Source organism: Myxosarcina sp. GI1 (genome assembly GCF_000756305.1).
Taxonomy (GTDB): Bacteria; Cyanobacteriota; Cyanobacteriia; order Cyanobacteriales; family Xenococcaceae; genus Myxosarcina.
This window is the reverse complement of record NZ_JRFE01000025.1, coordinates 1-25,411: the sequence shown is the minus strand read 5'-3', so window position 1 is coordinate 25,411 and position 25,411 is coordinate 1. Positions and strand designations below refer to the sequence as shown.

Below are 25,411 nucleotides of genomic sequence, written 5' to 3'. Positions count from 1 at the left end.
GTTAGTTTTTTGACTGCTGGGTTTGTTTTATTTTATTTGCCTCATAAATATAAGGAGTTCAGGTTATGGCAGAAGCCTATTTGTTAGAAAAACTCAAATCTGTAGAACAAACTTTTAAAGAATTGACTCATCGTTTGGCAGATCCCGATATTGCCACCAATCCTGACGAACTGCAAAAAATAGCTAAAGCTCGCTCTTCATTAGAAGAAACTGTCAACACATACCGCGAGTGGCAACAGGCTACAGAAGAGCTAGCAGGAGCCAAAGAAATCTATCGCGAAGCTGGCGATCCTGAAATGAAGGAGATGGCAAGTTTAGAAATGGAAGAATTAGAAGCCAAGTTAGAGAAACTTGAAGAGCGACTAAAAATTTTACTACTACCACGCGATCCTAACGACGATAAAAATATTATGTTGGAAATCCGCGCTGGAACTGGTGGAGACGAAGCCAGTATTTGGGCAGGAGATTTAGTAAGAATGTACTCGCGTTACGCCGAGACTCAAAGTTGGCAGGTCAGGCTATTGAGCGAATCTCTAGCCGATATGGGTGGTTTTAAAGAGGCAATTTTAGAAATTCAAGGAGATTCGGTTTACAGCAAGCTCAAGTTTGAAGCTGGAGTGCATCGAGTGCAGCGAGTTCCCACAACCGAAGCTGGCGGAAGAGTTCACACTTCGACGGCAACTGTAGCAGTGATGCCAGAAGTAGACGATGTGGAGATCGAAATCGATCCCAATGATATTGAGATGAAAACGGCCCGTTCTGGTGGTGCGGGCGGTCAAAACGTCAATAAGGTAGAAACCGCAGTAGATTTAATGCACAAGCCGACGGGAATTAGAATTTTTTGTACTGAAGAGCGATCGCAACTACAAAACCGCGAACGGGCAATGCAAATTTTACGTGCCAAACTCTACGAAATGAAGCTCGCCGAACAACAGCAAGAAGTCAGGGGTATGCGGCGATCGCAAGTAGGAACGGGAGCGCGATCGGAAAAAATTCGCACCTACAACTATAAAGATAATCGTATTACCGATCATCGTCTGGGACAAAACTTTACTTTAGCCAACTCTCTAGAAGGCGATATCGAAACTCTGATTCAATCTTGTATCTCGCAAGACCAACAGGAAAGACTAGCCGAACTTGCTAATTCACCCGACACAGCAGAAGCCCTGACTTAACAAAGTAGTAAAATACCAATCGGCGTGATTGCCATTCAAATACTTCTAGAGACAATTGCATCTAAGATTAAATAAGTAGAAAATACTAACGCATATTGTCAGATTAACCAACAGACAGCGATATAATACCGATCGTGGAGCAGTGTAAAAAAAAATTTACAAATATCTAGCTGCATTGAATAACGCAATTACCCAACAGATTTAAAAACAATGAACTCAGGAATCGACCTACAAGAAAGTTTTATCCAAACTCTACGAGAATTTGGACTTTCTGCTGGTTTGGCTAAAACGATTTGGCTACCCCTACCAATGATTTTGATGATTATTGGGGCGACGGTTGGGGTTTTGGTAGTAGTTTGGCTCGAGAGAAAAATTTCTGCCGCCGCCCAACAGCGCATCGGTCCAGAATATACAGGTCCATTAGGTGTATTACAGCCAGTAGCAGATGGGATCAAACTAGTTTTTAAAGAAGATGTTACTCCTGCCAGATCCGATCCCTGGCTATTTACTCTCGGTCCTGTGCTAGTAGTAGTGCCAGTATTTTTGTCCTATCTCATCGTGCCTTTCGGACAAAATTTAGTAATTACCGATCTTAATGTCGGTATTTTTATCTGGATTTCTCTATCTAGTATTGCTCCTATTGGTTTGCTGATGGCTGGCTATGCTTCCAATAATAAATATTCCCTGTTGGGTGGTTTGAGAGCGGCAGCCCAATCAATTAGTTATGAAATTCCTCTAGCTCTTTCGGTACTGGCGATCGCTATGATGTCTAATAGTCTTAGTACCGTCGATATCGTCGAACAACAGTCAGGCTACGGTATTTTGGGCTGGAACGTCTGGCGACAACCTGTAGGCTTTATTATCTTTTGGATTGCCGCCTTAGCCGAATGCGAACGTCTTCCTTTTGACTTGCCAGAAGCAGAAGAAGAATTAGTTGCTGGTTATCAAACCGAATACACGGGCATGAAGTTCGCCTTGTTTTATCTCGGTTCTTACGTCAACTTAGTATTATCAGCATTAGTTTTTGCCGTTCTCTATCTCGGTGGTTGGGAATTTATCGTTCCCTTGAGTAATTTAGCCGATTGGTTGGGTGTTAGTGAAACTACTCCTTGGTTGCAAGTTCTAACTGCTTCTTTAGGTATTTTAATGACCCTAATCAAAGCTTATTTTCTAGTATTTATTGCTATTTTATTGCGTTGGACTGTACCCAGGGTGCGTATCGATCAATTACTCAATCTCGGTTGGAAATTTTTACTACCAGTTTCACTTGCCAATCTGTTAATTACTGCCGCTCTCAAATTAACTTTTCCCATTGCCTTTGGTGGTTAAATCCCATTTTTGTAGATTACCCACTTGACAAAATTCAAAATTATTATGTTTAACATTCTCAAACAAGTTCGAGATTACGCCCAAGAAAGTTGGCAAGCAGCAAAATATATCGGACAAGGGCTATCTGTTACCTTCGACCACATGCAGCGTCGTCCCGTTACCGTTCAATATCCTTACGAAAAACTTATCCCTTCCGAACGCTATCGCGGTAGAATTCATTTTGAATTTGATAAATGTATCGCTTGCGAAGTTTGCGTACGTGTCTGTCCGATTAACTTACCTGTAGTTGATTGGGAATTTAACAAACAGGCAAAGAAAAAAAATCTCAAACACTACAGTATCGACTTTGGGGTTTGCATTTTCTGTGGTAACTGCGTAGAGTACTGCCCGACAAACTGCCTCTCAATGACGGAAGAGTACGAAATGGCTGCTTACGATCGCCACGAACTTAATTACGATAATGTAGCATTAGGACGTTTGCCCTATAAGGTCACTCAAGATCCGATGGTTACTCCTTTACGGGAACTGGCTTACCTTCCTAAAGGCATAATCGAACCCCATCAATTACCTGCTGGTTCACAACGGGCTGGCAGACGACCTGAAGATATTCAGCAAGAAATTGAAGCTGCCAAACCAAAAGAAAAAGAAACAGCAGAAGCAAAAGGCGAGTAAACAAAAAAGATCGAGAATAAAACATGAGATTGCGCTCGTTTAGTCCTCGTGTTTGGCTCGATCGCTACAAACTCGCCGTATCAAGCGAAAAACTACAAACAAACAAAGGAGAACAAGCGTGAATTTAGCCGAAGGAGTTCAAATAGTTTCTTTTGGTATTTTAGCCGTGATGATGTTGGGTGCAGCTTTAGGAGTAGTCTTATTGTCTAATATCGTTCACTCAGCTTTTTTACTGGCAGGGGTTTTTCTCAGCATTTCTGGTTTTTACATTTTACTTAATGCTGACTTTGTTGCTGCCGCCCAAATTTTAATTTATGTCGGTGCGGTCAATGTGCTAATTTTGTTTGCCATTATGTTGGTTAACAAGCAGGAAGTCTTTTCTGAAATTCCAGGTCGCTGGATTCGCAAACTAGCCACTGGCGCAGTTTGCCTGGGTCTGTTCGCACTTTTAGGAACGATGATTTTAGTAACGCCCTGGTCGCTCTCTACTACCTCCCCTGCCGTAGTAGATAATACTATTGTGGCTATCGGCGAACACTTTTTCAGCGATTATTTGTTGCCGTTTGAACTAGCTTCCGTTTTGTTGTTGATGGCAATGGTAGGAGCGATTATTCTCGCTCGTCGCGATCTTATTCCCGATGTGGTATCGATGCAGGAAATTGTTTCTACAAGTTTGACTTTGCCAGAGCGTCCTCGCGAATTAGTTGCTTCTGGCGATCGCCCCCCAAATGAGGGCGAATAGATCGAGCCTCAGCAATTTAGAAAAATTATCATCACTAAAATTTAAGGAGTAAGAGCAATGCAGATGGAATATTTTTTATTGTTAGCTGCGGCATTGTTTTGTATCGGTATTTATGGTCTGATTAGCAGCCGCAACGCTGTTAGAGTGTTAATGTCTATCGAGTTAATGCTCAACGCAGTCAATCTCAATTTGATGGGCTTTTCCAACTTTTTAGACCCTAGTGCGATTAAAGGACAAGTATTTACCGTTTTTGTCATTACCGTTGCTGCGGCAGAAGCAGCAGTAGGCTTAGCAATTGTCTTAGCTATTTACCGCAATCGCCAAACTATCGATATGGAACAGTTTAATTTGCTCAAGTGGTAGTCAAACGGAGGCAGAAGCTGTAAGGCAGAAGGCAGAAGGGTTTTTAAAAGTCTAAAGTCGCAGCGGGCAACGCGAATGCGCAATGCGATGCTTCTCATCTTGGAGCGATAGCCCCTGCGCCGCAAGTCGCGTCTAGCGAAGCTCTGAGCCAATAGGCTCTGCATCTGAATTCTCAAGTAAGCGAGAAAAACTTTAGATTTTTGCCTTGAGACTTCAGACTTTATTTATCTCACTGTCATCTGTCATCTAATCTTTTTAATTTTCCGCTCGCGCTACCAAGGTAAAACAGTACCATCCCAGGAAAAAAAATTGCCGCTGTCTTTAATCTTTAGACCTTCAATTACACTTAATAGTAAATTAACCGTATGTTCCACAGAAAACAGTTGTTCTGGTGGAACATTTTTTTGGAAAGGTAGAGAAAGTCTAGTATCGGTCGTGCCTGGATGCAATGCGACAACAATTGTTTGCGGACATTTCCGACTATATTCAATCGCGGCAGTGCGCAATAGCATATTTAAAGCCGCTTTAGAAGCACGATAACCATACCAGCCACCCAGACGATTATCCCCAATGCTGCCGACTTTAGCAGAAATACTGGCAAAAATGTTGCGATCGCTATGGCGCAACAAAGGCAGCAGATATTTGGCAAACAGCACCGCACCAATGCTATTGACCTGAAAGTAATAAAGTAAGTTATCCGAATCTATCTGTATGAGGCTTTTTTCTGGTGCTAATTGTCCTTCGTGTAAGACTCCCACGCAATAAATAACCAGGTGCAGTTTACTTGCAGACGTGCCAATCTGTCGAACTGCGGCGGCTATCTGAGATTCATCCGTAACATCAACTTGCAAGACAAACAGTTGCTGGGGATGTTTGTGGCTGAGTGCTATTAATTCGTTTGCCGATGCTTCGCGGCGATAGGTAGCATAGATATTGCTAATTTTCTCATTTTGTAGTAAGGCGCGAACGAAACCCAGACCAATTCCCTGACTCGCCCCTACTATCAACGCATTATTAATATTTTCTGACACTCACTCCTGATTCCATTATTTTTTATTATTAATTAATATCGAACATCGATAAATTTTATTTGTAAGTAGGAGCAAGGCAATGCCTTGCCCCAACGCCTTATTCATAGGTAGCGATCGCATAACTCGACCATTCTTGACTTTTTTGTTTATCTTTTTTCAACAGTCGCCAGGTTTTTCCCTCTGCCTGTCGCTGTAAATAAACATCAAAATCATTATCTTTGCGTTCTATCTGACGGCGCGACAACTTGAGTAGAAAATTGTATTTTCCTTGCAGGTGATATGTCGGTAATTTTGCTATATATAACGGCTGTAGCTTTTTAATGCGAATATTATCGATTTCAATTTTAGGAGATGCCAAATCTAGTTGCCGTGATAGAGTAGCTTCGGTTGTCTCTAATTCAAAAGCGAGTGCCTGTTTAATTATTTCTCCCCCTGGTGCGAGTTCTTTGGGCGGAGCTAAGTAACCGCAGCTATTGAGCAGTAATAAAATAATTACTGCCCAGTAAAGTTTTCCCAGCCAGCTAAATATATTTTTTGTTACTCGATTGCTCGCGCTTTTCATTAAGTAATAAAAGTGGACTTTATCTTACATCTCAAGCAAACTGAATTTTGGTACATTTTGCCAAACGTTTGCTAATTATTACAAGTTCGAGCCAGTTGTTAGCGATCGCCAACAAAATATTAAATTTATTTTACCAATGTTCTTCAAATTTAAGTCAGATTATCAAAGCGTTACACCGAATTCATGATGTAACGCTCGATAACTTAGATATTTCACTATATTTAGGGTCTTTATAAAGGCTGACCCCATTTAAAACTAAAATTATAATCCCAGATTTTGACAGTTAACTTTAATTTCGTAATATTTTTTTTATTTTTTGTTTTGTTATTAAGGATTAATTTTGTTTGAGTTATGTTGCGTAGCTGCTAGAGATACTCCTAACAGTTGTGAAAGCCAGGCTTCCAAATTGTGAATTGAAAAGTTGTGAGACAGAGATGTCAAACTACTCATCGGACTAACTAAAATAGTAAACATTCCCAAACGATTGCCCGCAAGCACATCGGTAAACAAGCGATCGCCAATCATTGCCACTCTTTCTACAGGCAAGTCCATCTCCCTTGCGGCTTGTCTTAGTTTGCGTCGAGAAGGTTTTCGCGCGCCCGAAATATATGGAAGTTCTAGCGAGCGAGCAATATTACCGATACGACCTTCACTGATATTGTTACTTACTAGCCAGATAGGTACCATTTGTCTGACTTCGGCTATCCACTGCTGTAAATCGGCAGAAACTGTATGATTTTGATAGGAAACCAAAGTTTCATCCACATCTAAAATTAAACCTTTAATTTGATTGTCTTGAAAAACTTGAGGATTTAGCTCGACAATCGTTCCACTAAGAATTAAATCAGGCTGTAACAAATTTGTTTTAAACACGATCGAATATATATTTTTTATAGATATAAAGACACAATAATGATTGATTGTGCGGTTTAAGGCAATTGTGACAACTATTATCCAAGTTTTAACATAGTGCGATCGGTTTTCCAACGAGTTAAGTTACTAAAACTTACGCATCCAGAACCCAGAAAACGTCTGTAAACCTATATTTACTATATTTTCTATTTCTTGTTTTCTGTTGCCTATTCTCTCAAATCCTTGTTTTTTGGTTTTACTAAGTGACTTATAGTTATTTTTAATCGATTGCTATTTCATAATATTGCTGAGTAGACAGTTTTGCTATCTCAGCAAAAATTCATTTCAAAGCCTGTGGCGATAAGGTTTATCGTTTTTAAGGTTTATAGTAAAAGATAATTAAGTTCTGTATATTACGAGCGATGGAAACTCAAGAAAAGATATATTGTTAAAATTAGTAAATAATGTGAAAATTTATATAGAATATCAAAGCTATGGGTCGTGTTGGAGTTTTACTACTCAATCTTGGCGGACCCGATAAAATTAAAGATGTCCGTCCTTTCTTGTACAATCTGTTTTCCGATCCGGAAATAATTCGGCTGCCAGTAAAAGCTCTACAAAAGCCTTTAGCATGGCTAATTTCTACTTTGAGAGCCAAAAAATCTCAGGCAAATTATTTGGATATTGGCGGTGGTTCACCTTTAAGAAAGATCACAGAAGCTCAAGGACAAGCTTTAGAAGCCAAACTTAAAGAACTAGGTAGAGAAGCCAAAATTTACATTGGCATGCGCTACTGGCATCCATTTACCGAAGAAGCAATTTCACGTATTAAAGATGACGGAATTGAGAAACTAGTTGTATTACCTCTATATCCTCAATTCTCAATCAGCACGAGTGGCTCTAGCTTTCGCCTATTAGAAGAGATGTGGGCAACTGACAAAGCCTTACAGCAGATTGAATACACGGTGATTACTTCCTGGTACGATCTTCCTGGTTATTTACAGGCAATGGCAGATTTAATTGCTGGAGAATTGGATAAATTCGATCGCCCTAATGACGTGCATATCTTTTTTAGCGCCCATGGAGTTCCCGTTAGTTATGTGGAAGAAGCAGGAGATCCCTATCAGCAAGAAATTGAAGAATGCGCTCGTTTAATCGTGCAGACTCTCAATCGCCCCAACGAACATACTTTAGCCTATCAAAGCCGAGTTGGTCCCGTAGAATGGCTTAAGCCCTACACGGAAGAAGCTTTGCAAGAACTAGGCGATCGAGGTGTTGAAGATTTACTAGTAGTACCAATTAGTTTCGTTTCCGAACACATAGAAACTTTACAAGAAATCGATATTGAATATCGAGAAATAGCGGAAGAAGCAGGAATTACCAACTTTCAGCGCGTTCCGGCATTAAACGTCCATCCTGGCTTTATTAATTCTCTTGCCAACTTGGTTATTGAATCATTAAATTCTTCCTCGCAAACTTTTGCCGAAATTATTCATCCTGCCAAAAACATGAAAATGTACCCTCAAGAAAAATGGCAGTGGGGTATGACTACTGCGGCTGAAGTTTGGAACGGACGTTTGGCGATGCTGGGATTTATGGCTTTAATTATCGAATTGATTAGCGGTAATGGACCTTTGCATTTGGTAGGTATACTTTAAAAATCGCGTTTTTAAAACCCAAAAAGGGAATTTAGTCGCGATTTAGACCAAATTCCCACACATTTATTTGTTTATTTTTAGCACTTCCAAACGATTGATTAAACTAATTCAGTTGTTTAGTTCGAGACTTCTCCACTTTAGAGAAGATCTCGAACCATTAGTTTAGAAGTAGGCTTTTCCACCTCCCCAGGCTTCACCTCGAACATCTGGCTGAATCAGAATATGTCCTGCGATCGCTTCTAAATCTTCGTCGGTGAGGTTACGCATAATGGGGTAAAGGTCGGAGCGAGTAGTATTAGGATGAAATTCAAAAATATCTTGTTCTCCGTCATAAGTAGTAGGATGTTTTAAATAATCTACAATACCTTGAATATTGTCTCTCGGTGGTTCGGCATTAGCCAAAGCATCCGCTCCCAAGTTGATGTTGGGATTAGTTTTGGTGTTTCCCGCTTTATGACAGTAAGTACAGCTACTAACAAACAAATCTTGACCTTCCTTGACCTGTTTATTAGTAAGAACTATTTCGTCACCCTGTTCGTTTAGTTTGACCGTGCGTATTTCTTTGTCTAATTCGACAGCATTGGCACTATTGATGTTAAATTGAATGACAAAAAATATGGTTGCTACAACAGCAAATAATAATCGCTTCAACATTGTTCTCCTTAAAAATTTTGGCTCGCTGCGGCGTAAAGTCAAACTTTGCCACTCACGAGTATTTGGTTAGTTGTCAGTTATTGAATTCGACCTCAATGACTCGATAAAAAATAACGATCTATGCTTTGCTTTATCGATCCCCCAATTGAAACTTATAGTCGGCAAGCTATTAATTCAAATTATCTCGCTCGGCGAGAATTGAAGTAATAACTGCTTTAGCATCTTCTAATGCTAGATAAGTCCGTTCGTTTTTATAGGCGATATTTAGGCAGTCGCAGAGAGCAAAAACTTTCTCCACTGGGAGATCGTACTCTGCTGCTATTTCACTGATAGATAAATCGGCAAAACCCATTGGCTGTAAATATAGTCGAAATTTATGTTCATTAAGAAGATTCAATAATCTTCAACTATTATCCCTTAAATTGAGATTGGGCTAGCGTTTGCTCGCTTGGCGAGCATAATTTAGTAATTATGTATTATACTAAATTTTGTTAAATTTTTTTCTAAAAACCCACCTCATCATAAATATCATGCCATTCAATAGCCACAATTGAACAACAAACCTTCATAGCTATTAACAGGGGCGAGAGGTCATACTATACTCTCCCTCGACCCTACCAATGGCTTTAAAGATAAGTAAGGGTTAATATATTTAGCTTTTTTTATAAATATGGTGCGATTAAAGAAGGCACGTTAACAACTTTGCCAATAATAGCAATTGCAGGAGCTTCAAATTTTTCTGCTGTCATTTGAGCGACAATTGTTTCTAAAGTACCAACTAATTGTGTTTGCTCTGGACGAGTTCCCCAACGAATCATAGCTATAGGAGTATCTAAACTCATGCCGCCAGCTACTAATTGCGGAATAATTTTAGATAGATGATGCACTCCCATATAAATTACAATAGTTTCCGAACCCATGGCGATCGCCTGCCAGTTTACTTGTGGGCGATATTTTTCTGTAGTTTCGTGTCCCGTTACAAAAGTAACCGAAGAATTGTATAGCCGATGAGTTACGGGAATTCCTGCATAGGCAGGAGCGGCAATACCAGAAGTAATCCCTGGAACCACCTCTACTGCAATTCCAGACCTTACTAGGTCTATCATTTCTTCGCCACCACGCCCAAACACAAATGGATCTCCCCCTTTTAGTCTGACGATAACTGCATTAGTTTTTGCCTTTTCTATGAGTAGTTCGGTAGTTTCAGACTGAAGTTTGGAATGACGACCCCGACGTTTGCCAGCATTAATTTTTTCCGCTCGAGGAGAAATCGTTTGTAAAATTGCTGGACTTACCAAAGCATCGTAAACAACTACATCGGCATGTTCTAACAGAGTTTTGCCCTTAACAGTCATCAAACCAGGATCTCCAGGACCCGCTCCTACTAAATAAACCTTGCCAGGATAAGATTTTTTTTGATTCATTGGGTCATCTCCTCTACGATTAGAGCAGCTAATTCTGATGTTGCTCCCAAGGGCTCTCCCAGAATTAAAGTTGCTTGGGGAAAAAGAGTGCGTAACCGTTCTACTTCTGTAGAAATCGCCTCAAATATTTTTCCTGCAAACAAAAAGTACGGCAAGATGGCAATTTTTAGTTTGCCTCTGGCGACCGAACTCCAAATGCGATCGCTCAAGTGGGGTGTAACAGACCAATATGCTGCCTCCGCTTGTAGTTGAGTCGCCAGACTTTGAATTGAGCTATTACTATTCTTAGAGCGACTGCCATGAGCCAGTAAAATTCGTTCTTCCCCAGATAACTGCCTGAATTTATTAGCTAACAAACGCGACATTGCCGAATAATTACCTAAATATGTGGATAATTCAATTGGTATTGCTTCAGCAATAATTTGTTTGGCTTTATCTATCTCTAAGGGAATATCTTCTCTAACATGAACGCCTGCTCCTAAAAATAAAGGCAAAAGTTTTATTTGTTTGTAGCCTTGCTGGCAAGCTATTTTAGCAAATCTAACAATGTTTTGATGTAGGGGTAGACTAGCTAATTCCAGAGCGGCAATATCTACTAGAGGTGTGAAATCACTCGAATTGATAGTTACAATTCGAGCGGCTTTTGAAGATAACTGTGGTGATAAATTGCTTCTCTGAGCTAAGATAATTTTTAATTCTAATTGCTTGAGAATTAATCCAGCTAATTGAGAAGCCGCCAAGAGCGAACCAGAATCGCGGCTACCGTGAAATACCAATAAGTAAGCAGAAGTCGAAGTCAAGAAATTATTCAAAAAAACTAATTATTAATGAAGTAGTTGTAAAGTTTGCCGACTATTGTTCAGATTATAGCTATTTGAACTCTGCCTTTTAGTATTCAATGATATAAACAAAATTGACAGTATAAATACTTAGATACTGCGCTCGAAAACTAAAATATTTAATAGTTCTAAATTTGTCGATCTATGTTAAGCAATAATTTCCAAAAGTCCAATATAAAGAATACTTCTGCCGCTAGTCAATCTCAATCGTCTTCGGAGTTTATAGATTTGAATCTATCTGAGTATTTTTTAAAGGTCAAGCGTCGTTGGAAGCCAGCTTTAGCAATTTTTTTGTTTACTTTAGGTGTAGCAGCTATTTTAAGTGTGTTACAAAGAAAGACTTATCAAGCCGAAGGACAATTACTTTTCAAACGCAATAGTGCTGCGGCACTAACGGATGTAGTCGGAGAAAAAGTTGGCACCCTGGAGCCTTTGTTAGTCAACCAAACACCGTTAAGTACCCAAATAGAAGTTATTACTTCCGAACCAGTACTACAGCAAGTAATCGATCGCCTCAAGCTTAAAGACGACGCAGGAGAACCAATCGACCCTCAAGATTTGGAGAAAAAGCTCAGTATCGATCTGGTTGGCGGTAGCGACGTAGTAGATATTACCTACAAAGATGCCGATCCCAAACTAGCATCAAACGTGGTTAATACTTTAATGGACGTTTACTTACAACAACAGGTTCGCAACAATCAATCAGAACCCGCTACTGCTAGAAACTTTATAGATAGACAGCTGCCCAATGTAGAAACCAAAGTTTCCCAGGCAGAATCAAATTTAGAAAGCTTTAGAACTAAAAATAACATTGTCGATATCAAAGAAGAGAAAAGAAACATGGTATCGGACTTAGGAGCTATCAATCAGCAAATATCGACTACTGGTTCGGAATTACAGGGAGTAAATGCTCAGGCATCGGCTTTACAAAGCCAGTTGGGTTTAGACCTGCAACAGGCGATCGCCATAAATCAACTTGGTAGCTCACCTGTAGTCGTTAGTATTTTAGATCAGTTAACCACTACAGAAACTCAATTAGCAAAAGAACGCCAAAGATTCAAAGATAATCATCCCAGTGTCGCTAGTTTAGAAGAGAAAAAAGCTAGCCTTAACGGACAATTAGAAGAGATAGTCGCTCAAAGCGTCGGACGGGGAGTAAATGTTTCTCAGGGTGTATTTCGCGGTAATGAACTCCGAGAAAACCAGTTAGAAACCTTTATTAGCTTAAAAATTGAAGAACTGAGTTTGCAAAGACAGGTTGGTGCTTTATATAGTTACCAGCAGAACTATTTACAGCGAGCCAAACAGTTACCCAGTCTGGAAAAAAAAGAACAGGAGCTACTGCGTAAAGTAGAATCATCTGCTAAAACTTACACTACTTTACTCGACAGTTTGCAGCAGGCCAAACTAGCCGAAGTTCAACAGAGTAGTAATGCTGAGATAGTAGAATTAGCAAGCGTCCCCAAAGATGGAAGTTCGGGTCGTTTGCCTTTGTTAGCACTCGGAGCAATTCTAGGAGCTTTTTTGGCTAATGTTTCTATTATCTTGCTAGAAATGCAGGATCGCAGCCTTAAAAGCGTTGGCGAAATTAAGAAAAAATTTCCCTATAATGTTTTGGGCATTACTCGTATTGATACGCTGTCCGACCGAGGCAAAATTATCGTCCGCGAAGAACCCGATTCGTATAGCAGCGAAGTTTATCGCATGATTCAGGCTAACTTAAAGTTTCTCACTGTCAATAAAGCTCCTAAAGTAATGTTAGTTACTAGTTCGGTACCAGAGGAGGGTAAATCGACGGTTGCTGCCAATTTAGCCGCAGCATTGGCTCAACTCGATCGCAAAGTTCTCTTGATTGATGGCGATTTACGCCGTCCTTCACAACCTCAGCTTTGGGGAATTGACGGACAAATTGGTCTTCGCGACGTGCTAGCTGGAGAAAGAGACTTAGTTGGTGCCGTATCGCGCCCGATGACTAAACTAGATGTACTAACTACAGGAAAAATTGTCTCCAATCCGCTGGCTGCGATTGATTCTCCAGAAATGGATAGTTTGGTAGCCAATGCCAGAAGAAAATATGATTCGATTTTAATCGATGCACCACCTTTACCCGTAACTGCAGACGTACTTACTTTGAGTAAGTTAGTTGACGGTATTATCTTTATTACTAGACCTGGAGTGGTCGAACGCGAAAGTGCTGAGATTGCTATAGAAACTCTTGAATCTACCAGACAGAAAGTTTTGGGTATGGTTATTAATGGCGTTAAACCCGATGAATTCGATCGCTATTCCTATCACGCCCGATACGGCAAGCGTTATTTTAACAATGCCAATAACTCCACTAATAATGCCGATGCCAGTAAAGTTAAAATCTAGAACTCAAACAAGGTATTATTGTTCAAAGATTATTTTGGCTGGAAAATAAAAGGCGATTGTCTCGATGGCTTTTATTCGAGTTTTTTCCTGACTGGCTGAGAGTGAAAGAAAAATGTTTTTTTTGGCAGACTTTAGTAATAGGTCTATATGACTCTACAACTTCGCGTCTACGTTCCCGAACATCCTCTAATCAGGCATTGGCTAGCAGTTGCCCGCGATGCCAATACGCCGTCGGTACTGTTTAAAAGCGCGATGACCGAATTAGGGCGGTGGCTGACCTATGAGGCGGCTCGCACCTGGTTGCCTACTCTGGAAACTACGGTACAAACTCCCCTTACCGAATGCGCTGCTACCTATATCAATCCTGAAATTCCCGTAGGTGTAGTGCCAATTTTGAGAGCGGGATTGGTATTATTAGATGGAGCGCAAAATATTTTACCTTTGGCAGCTATCTATCATTTGGGTTTGGCTCGTAATGAGGAAACATTAGAACCTAGCTGCTACTTAAATAAACTTCCCCCTCAGTTGTCACCAGAAACAAAAATTTTAATTCTCGAACCAATGCTGGCTACGGGAGGTTCGATAATGATGGCAATGCAGGAAATAATCAGTCGCGGAGCTACAGCCGATAATATTCGTATTGTCGCTATAGTTGCCGCACCGCCAGCCTTAAGAAAACTCAGCGAACATTATCCCAAATTAGAAATTTATACCGCTATTATTGATGAAGGTCTTAATAGCAACGGTTATATTGTTCCAGGATTGGGAGATGCAGGCGATCGCGCTTTTGGTACTTAAAGTTTAGTTGTTTCGCTCGGATAGGTATATTAAGTGTTATGAGTCAACGGAATAGTTTTGGCAGTGGGTTTGTTTTAGGCTCAATAGTAGGAGGAGTTGTTGGTGGAGTTTTAGGAACTATACTGGCAACTCGCAAAGAACAATCCCTTCAAGATAATAATTCGGTATTACAAGAAGGAAAAGCTCAATTTAACTCAGAAGAAAACATCGAACTAGCTCGCCAGGGTTTGGAAGATAAAATCGTTCAACTAAATTTGGCAATTGATGACATTCGGCAACAGTTAGGCTCTGTTAATAACAACATTGCCGAAAAATAACAAAATCCTGGGTTTTTGCCAACAGCTACGAATACAGGTTTAATAAAAAATCAGTAAGGTAAACGCCATCGACAAACCTTGCAAAACTTACTTTGGTAAGTTAGTATAACCAAAGTGATTTTTTGACTAATCCAATAAATAGCTGTGGGTCTGTGGTTAGCTCATAGAATTAATTTGAATTTCTGGGAAGAGGCTGAATTCGAGCGGGCAATGGTTGCGTATTACTGTTAACGGGAGAAGAGTAAGCAATCATTGCTAGAGGTAATACTAAAGTGATTACCGCTACAGTTGTTCCCAATATTCCAGCCCACCTATGAGGGGGTGAATCGTCAGCTTTGCTGGGATGCTGGCTTAATTCCATATAAGAAAGTCAAGTTAACTCTGTAATTAAATAAAAAGAGCCTGCGGTTATAAATACCATTAGTCCTTTAAATATAATTTTAACCATAAAATTAGAATTATTCGGTATATTCGATCGCCAAGTTTATAAAAATTTAACTCAAAAACGATTAACATCATATATTTATATTTTTTTAAGTGCAGATAGCAATGACCAATTTTCATCATCAATCTGTACTGAGTAGAGAGCTAATTGCTGGATTAGAAATCGTTCCTGAAGGTATTTATCTAGATGCAACAGTAGGCGGAGGCGGACACAGTCAAGCTCTTTTAGATACAGATTTTACAGTCAAAGTAGTAGCCATAGACCGCGATTGTAGCGCGATCGCTGCCACCAGACACAGATTATCGAGCTATTATCCCCAAAGACTGCAATTTTGGCAGGGCAACTATGCCGACTACCAGCCAGAATTTTTGTTTGACGGAATTATTGCCGATCTTGGCGTTAGTTCCCCTCAACTAGATAATCCAGAAAGAGGCTTTAGTTTTCGTCACAGCGCGCCTCTAGATATGCGCATGGATCGTGCTCAACCTCTCACAGCAGCAGAAATTGTCAATCATTGGACGGAAGTAGCACTCGCCGATACGATCTATCAGTACGGAGAAGAAAGATTTTCGCGTCGCATCGCCAAACGAATTGTCAGTACTCGTCCTCTGCAAACGACAACAGAATTAGCCGAGGCAATTACTCGTGCCGTACCTGGTAAATATCGCTATGGCAAAATTCATCCTGCTACTCGTACCTTTCAAGCACTGCGTATAGCAGTCAATCAGGAACTTCAGTCATTAGAACATTTTATCGATCGAGCGCAGACCTGGCTTAAACCTGGGGGAACAATTGGCATTATTAGCTTTCACAGTTTAGAAGACCGCATCGTCAAACATCGCTTTCGCGGCAGTGAATTATTACAAGTGCTGACAAAAAAACCAATCGTAGCGGCAGAAACCGAACAAAAAAACAATCCTCGCTCCCGTTCTGCTAAGTTAAGATTTGCTCGCAGAATTACATAGCGACTAAAATCACCAACTATGGTACGTATATTTACGATATTTACCTTAAAAATAAGTTAGTTTGGTTCTATCTTCCTTTAAAATTGACGAAGTGAATGCAAGCCTTGCCTTTTTTAAGGTGAGGTAATGTTCACCAAGCGAACTTATACTGCGTTTTTGTAAGCGGAGTAAGGTGCGTAAAAATGTAAGGTTTAGGCGTTCTGGTTAAAAAATGCGTATAATAGCCCTCGTTCCCGGTGATATCGGCAATCAACTTTTATTTTTTCCAACCTTGGAAACTTTGAGACAGCAGTATCCTCAAGCCGTAATTGATGTTTTAGTCGAACCTCGCGCTAAAGCCGCCTATCAAGTCTGCAAAAATGTAGACAATGTTTTAGTGTTCGACTATCGAGACCGCAGCAGTCTTGCCGATTATCTCAACCTCTTGGGAATTATCCGCGATCGCGAATACGATGTTTCCCTGAGTTTGGGTACTGGATGGTTTGTAGAATCGGTCGTGTGGCTCAATGGAATTCCCAGAAGGATTGGCTATCAAGGCAATTCCGATTTTTATCTTTCTCATCCTGTGGTTGCTCAATCCGATCTATATGTGCCACAAAAATATCATAATTTGCTGCAAGGATTGCAAATTAATGCGCCCTGCCCACCTGTAACTATTAATGTAGCCAAAGAAGATATAGATTGGGCAGAGCAAGAGCAGCAGCGTTTGAATCTCAAAGATAGCGGTTATATTTTGCTCTATGGTGAAGATGTTGCCATTTCAGAAGCTCAGGATACTTATCCCGTAGATAAATGGCAGCAAATTATCGAGAACATCCAACAAAAACAGACTGGACTAACTACAGTGTTGCTGCAAACTTCAGAAAATCGCGAATGGAATACAGCAATGATGTCTGCTAGCAATAAATTAATTGCGATCGCGCCACCAGACATAGGTAAGTTAGCAGCTATTATTGCTGGGGCTAATTTAATTTTGTGTACTAATAGTACACCCATGCAGTTGGCTATAGCTACAGATACGTATACTGTTGCCTTATTAAAAGATAAAGCTGCTCTTAAATATTTGCCTGACTCTAGTGAAAGCTGTGTTAGCATAGCCTCACCTAGCGGTAAAATAGCTGATATCGAACCCGAACTAGTTCTCAAACAAATGTGGCAGAGTTAAAATGTAGGGTGCATTTTTTCGCACCCTGGCAACTTTATAATATCTGTAACTTTTGGTTGACGTTCAAGCTGCACTGTTTTTGATGGTTGAAAACGCCAACTCAAAAATGCCAAGTACGTTTGCGGAAACAGTAAGACTGGTAGAAAAGTATGTTTTAACAGAAATCGAACGAGAAACGGCAAAAAAACAGCTTTACTATCATACTGTAGCTCATGCCTTAGCGGTGAAACGTAGGGCTAACTTTATTTTTCAGGCATTAGAACCCGTTCTCAAACAAGAGACACATCTTTTCGACTTCGGCAGAAGCAAGCATTTACTAGATCTTTGTGCCATCGCTCATGATATGGTACAAAACTTTGTCGAATCTACCAAACTTCACTCACCCAGAAAACGTCCTGTAGGGGTTAGCGAACGGGCAACCACTGCCAAGCTGATTAGATACATTCGAGATTTAAATCAAAAGGTTAATTATTCGGTAGGATTTACCAGTGCCGACCTCTCAACTATTGAAGAATCAATCGCTGCTACCATCTGCGATCGCGATCCTCTAGCTGGTAAAACTAACTATAGCTTTTCAAAACACTCGATTTATCAACCGTATCTTTATAATTCAGAACAAAACTCTATTGTCGCCCAAATTATTGCTTTGGCAGATTTAGGCACTTTGGGCATAGATGGAATTGAATCTTACCTTCGAGAAGGAGTGCTAATTTTGTTAGAGGATAATCCCGATTTGGTTGAGTTAGTTTTATATCGCGATGGAACTTATCTTACTACCAATTCTAAGCGCATAACCACAATCAGACTATTAAACATGACTCGCTTTATGGTCGATCTGGCTAGAGAAAGATACACTCGTTTTCCTCAAGAAATTATCGGATTTAGCGATCGCGCCAAACAAATTTTACAAGATCGGGTTTTTAAAAATCTAACTTTAGAAAATGTTAGAGAAATAGAGCGGCTAACGCCAACGAGTACGGACAGTAGTTTAGCCGAGTTATTAGACTTTTTTAGCGAGAAATTAAACGGCGAGAGTTTGCAAACAACCAAAAAATAATACGTGCAGCAATAATTTATGTTACTCAAAAACGATCGAAAATTATATTGAGTAAAATTAAAAATATATTAATAATTTTTAGTTTTATTTATTATTTTTATGGCTTTTATAAGTTCTTACTCTAAAAAAGAGCGAGAAAGCAATCTTACAGTAGGTAAACAATATCAGTCGATTCCAATTATTTTGGCAATTAGCCTGCTGATATTTGGAGGAATTGGTTGGCGTTTGAGTTTTTTACAACTCCAGCAGGGAGAAGCCAATCTAGCCAAAGCTGAAGATAATCGAGTTCGGATCGTTCCCAAACCCCCCGTTAGGGGAAGCATTTTAGACCGCAAGGGCAGAGTTTTAGCTACGACTCGTCTATCACATTCAGCTTATTTATGGCCCAAAGCGCAAAAACAGGAAAATTGGCAAGAAATAAAAGAATTACTCGCTCAGATTCTGGCAATTCCTGCCGCAGAACTACAGCAACGAGTAGAGAGTGCGGGTTACAACTATCCCAGCTTAATTCCCATCGCTCGCCATCTTACCCCAGCACAAGTAACGGCGATTGAAGAATATCGCTCCCAGTTACAATGGGTAGAAGTCGATATCGACAAAGTACGCTACTATCCGCAAAAAAATCTTGCCGCTCACGTTCTTGGCTACACAGGAGAACTAGATCGAGAAGAACTAGCCGTGAAAAAATCAAAAGGCTATCGTCTGGGAGATGTAATGGGCAAAATGGGAGTAGAAGCTTCCTATGAAGATTTACTTAGAGGGGAATGGGGTGGTTTAAAACTAGAAGTTGATGGTGCGGGGCGTGTTTTAAGTTTTTTAGGAGAAAAACCTGCTAAATCGGGAAAAGATATTACACTGACACTCGATGCTAAAGTCCAAAAAGCTGCCGAAGCAGCCTTGGGAACTAAAAGAGGAGCAATTGTCGCTATCGATCCTAATAACGGGGCAGTATTGGCAATGGCTAGCTATCCTAGTTTCGATCCTAATATTTTTTCGAGTCGCATTACTCCCGAAATTTGGCAGGAATTACAGGCTGAAGGCAACCCTTTTTTAAATTTAGCTTTACGAGGTTTCCCTCCCGCCTCTACTTTTAAAATCGTTACTGCTACAGCAGGTATGGAGTCTGGTAAATATCCCCCAAATACTATTCTGCATACGGGACCTTATTTATCGGTAGGAGGAACAAATTTTGGCGAGTGGAATAAAGCAGGCTTTGGTTCGATTGGTTACGTGACCGCTCTAGCTTGGAGTAGTAACACTTTTCACGGACAAATTGGGCGGGGAGTCGGTGGCGAAACTTTAATTAAATGGGCGCGACTCTATGGTTTTGGCAAAAAAACAGGTATCGAACTAAAAGGTGAAACTGCTGGCTTAATTGCCGATGATGCCTGGAAGCGTCGTAACTTTAACGACTGGGGCTGGACTGTCGGCGATACGGTAAATATGTCTATCGGTCAGGGGTTTACCTCAGCAACACCTTTACAAGTAGCGGTAATGTTTGCTGCAATCGCCAATAATGGTTATCGAGTACAGCCACATCTATTACAAGCGGACAACCAAACTTACCAGCAACAGAAAGTAAGTCTCAATCTGAAGCCTGAAACTTTATCCACTTTAAGAACGGGTTTGAGAACGGTAGTAGCTAGCGGAACGGGAGGTAGGCTAAACGTCCCAGAATTACCGCCTGCAGCAGGAAAAAGCGGTACTGCTGAAGCTCCTCCAGGAGAAGCTCATGCTTGGTTTGGTGGTTTTGCACCTTACGACAAACCAGAAATAGTAGTCGTGGCTTTTGCCGAACACTCTGGTGGTGGTGGCGGCTCTGTTGCCGCCCCTTTAGTACGTCAGGTTATGGAAGCGTATTTTAAAAAGTAAATTTAATAAAATTTAATAGCTTTAAGCTGTGTTTTTTGTAAAAAACATACATATTTATTGCTTTTTACTTACGAGCCATTAACTTTTCTGTTTTGACCAATTAATTTACTGCGATTTTAAGGTTCTCCCAACAGAATTACCGAACAGTTCAAACCCTGTAAAAGGGGTTTGGTAGTAGCACTCAACGCCAAACCATCGGCACCAATACGCCGACGTTGCGATCGCAAGATAACTAGTTCTTGGTTTTTACTAGCGTTTAAAATTGCCATAACATAGTAACTTTGAGCCGTCACTTTTACATCGACAGTTGTTTCGGGAGAAAAACGAGTGGCTAATTTTTGTAAACGTTCGTGCAGCATCGCTTTCCGTTCTTTAGAAGTTCCCGACGAGCAAACATGAAGTAAAGTGATTTCTTTTCCTGGAGTTGCCGCTATATTTTGAGCAAAACGTAAAGGACGCAGGCCCTCTGGTGACATATTTTCTATGGGAACTAAAATACGTTGAATTTTTAAAGGTGAATCTAAAAGGCGCGCTATAGCAACAGAACAGTGAGCCGACCACAATACGCTGTCTGTAATCGAACCGAACAAACGAGATTGAAACATATTTCCAGTACTAAAACCCAAAAGAATTAAATTGGCGTTGACTTCGCGACTGGTATGACTGATACTCTGCGCTACATCATAGCCAATTCGCAGTTCTGGTTTGACAGCAATACTTAGTTCTTTGCCAATTTCACTAGCCTGCGTCAGCAGGGTTTGACTGCGTTCTACTGCTTTGTCTAATTGTGGTGAGTCGAGACGAGCCTGAGCTTTCGCGATCGCCAGCGGAAAAATTTTTCCTCCTTCTTCTTTAGCCAGCAAAGATGCCAGTTCCAATAAGTAACGCTCTGTCTCAGGATTATAAACGGGAACGACTACACGAACTGGTTCTATTTCATTTGACCAATTGGTGGCTTTTGATTTGCTATCGCTGTCCGAAGCGGAAGTAAAAGTTAACTTTTCGGCAGCGCGAGTGGTAATTAGCGGTCCTGCTACTGCCGTTACCAACATCAGCAAGATAACGCTATTAAAAACTCGCTCGTTAATAATCTGTGCTTGAAATGCAACTAAAGCCGCAGCTAAAGTAGCCGCTACCTGGGGCAATGATAGCGACCACATAGTTATAGCCTGCTGCCAACTATAGCGATAGATTGTTTTTGCAAAAAATGCTGCCAAAAACTTACTAATGATTAAGGCAGCTAAAATCGACAGAGGAATGCCTATAGAGCGAAAGATATCTTGAAAAGCTTGGAGATCGAGTAATAATCCCATTTGAACGAAGAAAATGGGAATAAACAGCACCGAGCCAAAAAACTCAGTTTTCTCCTTAACTGGACCATCGCCAATCACATCATTAACTGCTAACCCTGCTAAAAAAGCACCGACAATTGGTTCGATTCCAATTAGTTCGGCAGCTACTGAAGAGACAAATAGAGCTAATAGGACAAAGAGAAATTGATTTCCACCCTGTTTTGTACGGCTAAAAAACATTTTGCCCAAACTGTCCAAACCAAACAAAACTATTGCTGCATAAATAATCAGGGATAAGAATAGCCTGGCAAAATCTAAAGCGGTAAAGTCGCCTTCATTCACTCCTACACACACCGCTAACACTAACAAAGCACCAATATCCGTAAAAATTGTCGCTCCAATAGTAACGGTGACTGCTTCATCTTTAACCACTCCCAGGCGCTGTACGATTGGGAAAGCTAGCAAGGTATGAGAAGCCAACAAAGAACCAATTAATACCGAAGTATTCCATTCAAAACCAAAGCAGCGTCCGACTAGAGTTCCTGCAATTAAAGGTATGGCAAAAGTTGCCATTCCAAAACCAAGGGAGCGATTTCTAGTTTGGCGAAACTGTTCTAAATCGATTTCTAACCCCGCTACAAACATCAGGTAAATCTTACCGATGTCTGAGAGCAGTACCATACTTTCAGATTTACTATTGAGAAAACCCAAACCGCTAGAGCCAAATACAACCCCTGCCACTAACAATCCTACCAATCCAGGCAGACGTAATTTTTCAAAAACAGGAGGTATTAGTAAAATTATTGCTAGAAGCAAGGCAAAGGTAACAATTGGTTCGCGTATAGCCTCAGAAAATGATTCCATAGTTTTTTCTAAAGGATTTAAATATTAAGCACGATTTTTAAAAGCGTTACTCGTTGGCAATGAATATTTAGAAATCTAGTGTCATTTACTCGATACGCGACACCGCTATTTCCAACCCAAATTTTTAAAAATCTGTAACGCTAATCTAAATAATCAATCGAGTTGATTTATACAGCGTTACGAACTTGTATTAAGACATTTATTACTCATTATTTTTTAATGAGGAATTATCGATGAGCAATGAATAATGAATTTTGACTGCTGAGTTTAAGGTTAGTACATGAAAAATTGTTCATTGGTAAATACTTACTATTACTAAAAGCTCGATTCGCCGTTATTTGGCAGGCAATCTCCTTAAATAAATATTTCATTTGCTATGTCTCCACTCAAAAAACAGCGCGATCGCAACAGATCGCTATTGTTAACGTAGAGAATTCTGTCGAGCCAGACATTGCAAGCAAGTGTTTACTCTTCAGTCTTCTCTCAAAGCTTACGAAGTTAGCTGAAGGGCTAGGATTGAGAGCTATCCCTCTCTTGTCTTATTACCTAAAAGCAAGAAATACGCCCCGAATATTGGTTCCTCCGCTCTAGCCAAAGTTAAATTGATTAAAGCTAGCTAGATTAAGCTGACTAGCGATTTCAGATAAAAATCTTCGCTCGTTAGCAAGTACGCCATAGCGAAATATTAACTTATTATAAAGAAACAATTCCAGTAAACTTTTAAAAATATTTAATTTTACCAATTGTTAGATATCTAGAATTGAGTTAATCGATCGCGATAAGATCGAACGGGTTTTAGACAATCGCCCATGAACAAAGGTAAATCAGAATCCTGGTCTAACATATATCGAGAGATTGCCGATAACTATAGCCGTCAAGCAAGAGAAAGCTGGTATAGTAAAGTTGCCGATGCTTACGATCGCACTAGACCGCGCTATTCACAAGCAGTTTGCGATCGCATTATCGAACTAACCAATCTATCTTCAAGTTCGACAGTTTTAGAATTAGGTTGTGGTCCTGGAATTGCCACAGTTCCTTTTGCTAGATTGGGCTGTTCGCTGGTTTGTCTAGAACCTAGTTATGAAGCTTGTCAGCTAGCCAGACAAAATTGTCGTCAACATCCCCAAGTAGAAATTATTAATACTACTTTTGAAGCTTGGGAATTAAACTGTAAAAATTTTGATGCGGTTCTGGCAGCTAGTTCTTTTCACTGGCTCGATCCAGAAATCAAATATCGAAAAACCGCTGCGGCTTTAAAAGATGATGGTTCTTTAATCTTACTCTGGAATACACCACCACAACTCGATTTTGATATCTATCAGTCTCTACAAGAAATTTATCAAACTCATGCACCAGCAATAGAATATCGCTCGATTACTAGTCATCAGCACAATCTCAACCAAATTGCAGAAACAGTAATTGATTCTGGTTATTATCACGATCTACAATCCGATTGGCTAATTCGTGAAGTTACCTATAGTCTTGACGATTACATAACTATGCTTAGTACTCTGTCACCTTATATCATGCTAGAAGCTCGGAATAGAGAATTGCTATTTGCTGGCATTAGAGAATTATTGCAGCAAAAGTGCGGCGAATCTTTACAGCTTTCTAATCTAATAGCATGGCATATAGCTAGAAAAATGTAGAGTTTGTTATTCTTTAATTATTGTTCGTCTACCATACAAAGACGCGATTGCTCTATACTAGCGATCGCTTTTTTAGGGAACAAATACCGCAATTGCCTTGGGAATCACGCGAAAAGTAGCTGGAGTAGCAGTAGTCAATTCCCCATCAGTATTAATTGTTTGAGGGTGACGAGTGTATACTTCTATTTTTTTGCCTCGATACGTTCTGACCCCAGAAAGCCCTTGATTTTCCCCGCCACGTAACTTAAAAATTATCGGTAAGATTTGCCACCAATGCTTAATCTCTAAACTGTATAAATTTAAAAGTTCATCGTCGATTGCCGCATCTTCAGCAATAGACATACCTCCACCATAATAGCGTCCATTACCAATGGCAATTTGAAGAGTTTTAATCTTGAAAGAGCGATCGTCGTAGCGAACTTCTGCTCTAAAAGGACGAACTTTAATAATTACTTTAAAAGCAGTAAAAAGATAAGCAAAGATACCCCAACGACGTTTGGCACCTTTAGAAAGGTTTTGAGTAATTTTGACACTCAAACCCAAACTCGCCACATTGAAAAAATATTTATCGTTTACGCAACCCAAATCGATGTATTGAAGTTTGCCATCGGCAATTATTTTGACAGCTTCGGCGATCGATTCGGGAATTTTTAAAGTGCGAGCGAGATCGTTAGCTGTTCCCAAAGGGATTATTCCCAAAGGCAGTTCAGTCTTTACCAAACTTGCAGCTACGGCATTGAGAGTACCATCTCCACCACCAATAATTACTATGTCTAGCTGGTGTTGTTGTCGAACGATTAATTTAGCTAATTCATCTGGTTTGAGATCGGGTTCGACAACTAATTCAAAATTTGAATTTTCCAAAGCGGCAACAGCTTCTTTCAAACTATTTTTACCGTTGCGGGCATGAGAATTAATTGATAATAATGCCCGTTTGCTCATTTTTGTATTGATTTAAAATAGAATTACTTAAATTTTAGCTTTTTTGCTCGATATCTTTTCAGAATAGTAGGGAAGAAAACTAAGCAATATAAGCAATAATAGTTCCGCCAAAGGTCATGTTAGTTGTAAAGAAATACGATTGATATTAACTGTAAGCCAAAATATTCAACCAAACCAACATAGATTCAAGATTTTAATGGCGATTGCTTTCATACCAAAGCTCGGCAATAGCGCGATCGCAACTTGTCATTATTTTTAAACACCGTTTTTACATGTAACCCTTTGTTCCAAACCAAAACCGTACTTCAATCTTCGTATAAATACAATAAGTATTAGATAAACTTCATAGTTATACTCAGCAAAAAAAAACG

General features: G+C 40.0%; 24 protein-coding genes and 1 riboswitch. Of the genes, 14 read left to right on the top strand and 10 right to left on the bottom strand.

The window, feature by feature from the left end:
- Positions 1-65: 65 nt before the first annotated feature.
- The 5 genes from prfA to nuoK all read left to right on the top strand — a co-directional run bounded on the left by prfA (position 66) and on the right by nuoK (position 4,281).
- The gene (prfA, locus tag KV40_RS19560; protein ID WP_036485181.1) at positions 66-1,175 is read left to right on the top strand and encodes a peptide chain release factor 1; all 1,110 of its coding nucleotides are present in this window, start codon (positions 66-68) and stop codon (positions 1,173-1,175) included.
- Between the two features lie 210 nt (positions 1,176-1,385).
- Complete coding sequence (nuoH, locus tag KV40_RS19555) at positions 1,386-2,504, top strand: NADH-quinone oxidoreductase subunit NuoH (RefSeq protein WP_036485179.1); 1,119 nt, start codon at positions 1,386-1,388, stop codon at positions 2,502-2,504.
- Between the two features lie 45 nt (positions 2,505-2,549).
- A complete protein-coding gene (gene ndhI, locus KV40_RS19550) occupies positions 2,550-3,176 on the top strand; it encodes an NAD(P)H-quinone oxidoreductase subunit I (RefSeq protein WP_036485177.1) in 627 nt (208 codons plus the stop codon).
- 118 nt (positions 3,177-3,294) lie between these two features.
- A complete protein-coding gene (locus KV40_RS19545; RefSeq protein ID WP_036485176.1) occupies positions 3,295-3,918 on the top strand; it encodes an NADH-quinone oxidoreductase subunit J in 624 nt (207 codons plus the stop codon).
- A 57-nt stretch (positions 3,919-3,975) separates the two neighbouring features.
- Positions 3,976-4,281: an NADH-quinone oxidoreductase subunit NuoK gene (gene nuoK / locus KV40_RS19540; RefSeq protein ID WP_036485173.1), complete on the top strand. Its 306-nt coding sequence runs from the start codon at positions 3,976-3,978 to the stop codon at positions 4,279-4,281.
- Between the two features lie 272 nt (positions 4,282-4,553).
- Here the strand turns inward: nuoK and KV40_RS19535 are convergent, their stop codons facing one another.
- The 3 genes from KV40_RS19535 to KV40_RS19525 all read right to left on the bottom strand — a co-directional run bounded on the left by KV40_RS19535 (position 4,554) and on the right by KV40_RS19525 (position 6,759).
- Positions 4,554-5,312: an SDR family NAD(P)-dependent oxidoreductase gene (locus tag KV40_RS19535; RefSeq protein WP_036485170.1), complete on the bottom strand. Its 759-nt coding sequence runs from the start codon at positions 5,310-5,312 to the stop codon at positions 4,554-4,556.
- Between the two features lie 97 nt (positions 5,313-5,409).
- Positions 5,410-5,874 carry a hypothetical protein gene (locus KV40_RS19530; protein ID WP_253274323.1) on the bottom strand — a complete coding sequence of 155 codons (465 nt, stop codon included), beginning with the start codon at positions 5,872-5,874 and terminating at the stop codon, positions 5,410-5,412.
- Positions 5,875-6,201: 327 nt separating this feature from the next.
- The gene (locus KV40_RS19525; protein WP_072013860.1) at positions 6,202-6,759 is read right to left on the bottom strand and encodes a YqeG family HAD IIIA-type phosphatase; all 558 of its coding nucleotides are present in this window, start codon (positions 6,757-6,759) and stop codon (positions 6,202-6,204) included.
- A 461-nt stretch (positions 6,760-7,220) separates the two neighbouring features.
- On the opposite strand from KV40_RS19525, the gene hemH reads away from it, so the two are divergent.
- Positions 7,221-8,384 (top strand): ferrochelatase, encoded by a 1,164-nt coding sequence (gene hemH, locus KV40_RS19520; RefSeq protein WP_036485164.1) that lies wholly within the window; start codon positions 7,221-7,223, stop codon positions 8,382-8,384.
- 162 nt (positions 8,385-8,546) lie between these two features.
- Here the strand turns inward: hemH and psbV are convergent, their stop codons facing one another.
- The 4 genes from psbV to KV40_RS19500 all read right to left on the bottom strand — a co-directional run bounded on the left by psbV (position 8,547) and on the right by KV40_RS19500 (position 11,262).
- A complete protein-coding gene (psbV, locus tag KV40_RS19515) occupies positions 8,547-9,038 on the bottom strand; it encodes a photosystem II cytochrome c-550 (protein WP_036485161.1) in 492 nt (163 codons plus the stop codon).
- A gap of 169 nt (positions 9,039-9,207) precedes the next feature.
- The gene (locus KV40_RS19510) at positions 9,208-9,390 is read right to left on the bottom strand and encodes a hypothetical protein (protein WP_036485158.1); all 183 of its coding nucleotides are present in this window, start codon (positions 9,388-9,390) and stop codon (positions 9,208-9,210) included.
- Positions 9,391-9,700: 310 nt separating this feature from the next.
- A complete protein-coding gene (cobA, locus tag KV40_RS19505) occupies positions 9,701-10,462 on the bottom strand; it encodes a uroporphyrinogen-III C-methyltransferase (RefSeq protein ID WP_036485155.1) in 762 nt (253 codons plus the stop codon).
- Positions 10,459-11,262, bottom strand: coding sequence for a sirohydrochlorin chelatase (locus KV40_RS19500; protein WP_036485423.1), 804 nt, complete (start codon positions 11,260-11,262; stop codon positions 10,459-10,461). Before KV40_RS19500 ends, cobA begins: the two co-directional genes overlap by 4 nt.
- Positions 11,263-11,445: 183 nt before the next feature.
- Between KV40_RS19500 and KV40_RS19495 the strand changes: the two genes are divergently transcribed.
- The 3 genes from KV40_RS19495 to KV40_RS19485 all read left to right on the top strand — a co-directional run bounded on the left by KV40_RS19495 (position 11,446) and on the right by KV40_RS19485 (position 14,789).
- Complete coding sequence (locus KV40_RS19495) at positions 11,446-13,674, top strand: polysaccharide biosynthesis tyrosine autokinase (protein ID WP_052055784.1); 2,229 nt, start codon at positions 11,446-11,448, stop codon at positions 13,672-13,674.
- Between the two features lie 147 nt (positions 13,675-13,821).
- The gene (gene upp / locus KV40_RS19490; RefSeq protein WP_036485152.1) at positions 13,822-14,472 is read left to right on the top strand and encodes a uracil phosphoribosyltransferase; all 651 of its coding nucleotides are present in this window, start codon (positions 13,822-13,824) and stop codon (positions 14,470-14,472) included.
- Positions 14,473-14,510: 38 nt separating this feature from the next.
- Positions 14,511-14,789, top strand: coding sequence for a hypothetical protein (locus tag KV40_RS19485; RefSeq protein WP_036485149.1), 279 nt, complete (start codon positions 14,511-14,513; stop codon positions 14,787-14,789).
- 169 nt (positions 14,790-14,958) lie between these two features.
- Here the strand turns inward: KV40_RS19485 and KV40_RS19480 are convergent, their stop codons facing one another.
- Positions 14,959-15,150: a hypothetical protein gene (locus tag KV40_RS19480; protein WP_036485146.1), complete on the bottom strand. Its 192-nt coding sequence runs from the start codon at positions 15,148-15,150 to the stop codon at positions 14,959-14,961.
- Between the two features lie 188 nt (positions 15,151-15,338).
- On the opposite strand from KV40_RS19480, the gene rsmH reads away from it, so the two are divergent.
- The 4 genes from rsmH (at position 15,339) to mrdA (ending at position 20,293) form a co-directional block, all read left to right on the top strand.
- Positions 15,339-16,199, top strand: a complete 861-nt coding sequence (gene rsmH / locus KV40_RS19475; RefSeq protein ID WP_036485142.1) for a 16S rRNA (cytosine(1402)-N(4))-methyltransferase RsmH — start codon at positions 15,339-15,341, stop codon at positions 16,197-16,199.
- Positions 16,200-16,410: 211 nt separating this feature from the next.
- Positions 16,411-17,364, top strand: a complete 954-nt coding sequence (locus KV40_RS19470; RefSeq protein WP_036485139.1) for a glycosyltransferase family 9 protein — start codon at positions 16,411-16,413, stop codon at positions 17,362-17,364.
- Positions 17,365-17,470: 106 nt separating this feature from the next.
- On the top strand, positions 17,471-18,421 hold the full coding sequence (locus KV40_RS19465; protein ID WP_156114096.1) for a hypothetical protein: 951 nt from the start codon (positions 17,471-17,473) through the stop codon (positions 18,419-18,421).
- Positions 18,422-18,520: 99 nt separating this feature from the next.
- Positions 18,521-20,293 carry a penicillin-binding protein 2 gene (gene mrdA, locus KV40_RS19460; RefSeq protein WP_036485135.1) on the top strand — a complete coding sequence of 591 codons (1,773 nt, stop codon included), beginning with the start codon at positions 18,521-18,523 and terminating at the stop codon, positions 20,291-20,293.
- Between the two features lie 116 nt (positions 20,294-20,409).
- On the opposite strand, the gene KV40_RS19455 is transcribed toward mrdA, so the two are convergent.
- Complete coding sequence (locus tag KV40_RS19455) at positions 20,410-22,449, bottom strand: cation:proton antiporter (protein WP_036485133.1); 2,040 nt, start codon at positions 22,447-22,449, stop codon at positions 20,410-20,412.
- A 473-nt stretch (positions 22,450-22,922) separates the two neighbouring features.
- Positions 22,923-23,087: riboswitch (cyclic di-AMP (ydaO/yuaA leader) on the bottom strand.
- A 171-nt stretch (positions 23,088-23,258) separates the two neighbouring features.
- On the opposite strand from KV40_RS19455, the gene KV40_RS19450 reads away from it, so the two are divergent.
- The gene (locus KV40_RS19450; protein WP_052055783.1) at positions 23,259-24,098 is read left to right on the top strand and encodes a class I SAM-dependent methyltransferase; all 840 of its coding nucleotides are present in this window, start codon (positions 23,259-23,261) and stop codon (positions 24,096-24,098) included.
- A 72-nt stretch (positions 24,099-24,170) separates the two neighbouring features.
- Here KV40_RS19450 and KV40_RS19445 read toward each other — a convergent pair whose 3' ends face one another.
- Positions 24,171-25,040, bottom strand: a complete 870-nt coding sequence (locus KV40_RS19445) for a lipid kinase (protein WP_036485131.1) — start codon at positions 25,038-25,040, stop codon at positions 24,171-24,173.
- Positions 25,041-25,411 lie beyond the last annotated feature (371 nt).

Coding starts and splice junctions, on each gene's coding strand:
- prfA (WP_036485181.1), top strand. CDS start 66: ATGGCAGAAGCCTATTTGTTAGAAAAACTCAAATCTGTAGAACAAACT.
- nuoH (WP_036485179.1), top strand. CDS start 1,386: ATGAACTCAGGAATCGACCTACAAGAAAGTTTTATCCAAACTCTACGA.
- ndhI (WP_036485177.1), top strand. CDS start 2,550: ATGTTTAACATTCTCAAACAAGTTCGAGATTACGCCCAAGAAAGTTGG.
- nuoK (WP_036485173.1), top strand. CDS start 3,976: ATGCAGATGGAATATTTTTTATTGTTAGCTGCGGCATTGTTTTGTATC.
- KV40_RS19530 (WP_253274323.1), bottom strand. CDS start 5,874: ATGAAAAGCGCGAGCAATCGAGTAACAAAAAATATATTTAGCTGGCTG.
- hemH (WP_036485164.1), top strand. CDS start 7,221: ATGGGTCGTGTTGGAGTTTTACTACTCAATCTTGGCGGACCCGATAAA.
- psbV (WP_036485161.1), bottom strand. CDS start 9,038: ATGTTGAAGCGATTATTATTTGCTGTTGTAGCAACCATATTTTTTGTC.
- KV40_RS19510 (WP_036485158.1), bottom strand. CDS start 9,390: ATGGGTTTTGCCGATTTATCTATCAGTGAAATAGCAGCAGAGTACGAT.
- cobA (WP_036485155.1), bottom strand. CDS start 10,462: ATGAATCAAAAAAAATCTTATCCTGGCAAGGTTTATTTAGTAGGAGCG.
- KV40_RS19495 (WP_052055784.1), top strand. CDS start 11,446: ATGTTAAGCAATAATTTCCAAAAGTCCAATATAAAGAATACTTCTGCC.
- upp (WP_036485152.1), top strand. CDS start 13,822: ATGACTCTACAACTTCGCGTCTACGTTCCCGAACATCCTCTAATCAGG.
- KV40_RS19485 (WP_036485149.1), top strand. CDS start 14,511: ATGAGTCAACGGAATAGTTTTGGCAGTGGGTTTGTTTTAGGCTCAATA.
- KV40_RS19480 (WP_036485146.1), bottom strand. CDS start 15,150: ATGGAATTAAGCCAGCATCCCAGCAAAGCTGACGATTCACCCCCTCAT.
- rsmH (WP_036485142.1), top strand. CDS start 15,339: ATGACCAATTTTCATCATCAATCTGTACTGAGTAGAGAGCTAATTGCT.
- KV40_RS19470 (WP_036485139.1), top strand. CDS start 16,411: ATGCGTATAATAGCCCTCGTTCCCGGTGATATCGGCAATCAACTTTTA.
- KV40_RS19465 (WP_156114096.1), top strand. CDS start 17,471: ATGCCAAGTACGTTTGCGGAAACAGTAAGACTGGTAGAAAAGTATGTT.
- mrdA (WP_036485135.1), top strand. CDS start 18,521: ATGGCTTTTATAAGTTCTTACTCTAAAAAAGAGCGAGAAAGCAATCTT.
- KV40_RS19455 (WP_036485133.1), bottom strand. CDS start 22,449: ATGGAATCATTTTCTGAGGCTATACGCGAACCAATTGTTACCTTTGCC.
- KV40_RS19450 (WP_052055783.1), top strand. CDS start 23,259: ATGAACAAAGGTAAATCAGAATCCTGGTCTAACATATATCGAGAGATT.
- KV40_RS19445 (WP_036485131.1), bottom strand. CDS start 25,040: ATGAGCAAACGGGCATTATTATCAATTAATTCTCATGCCCGCAACGGT.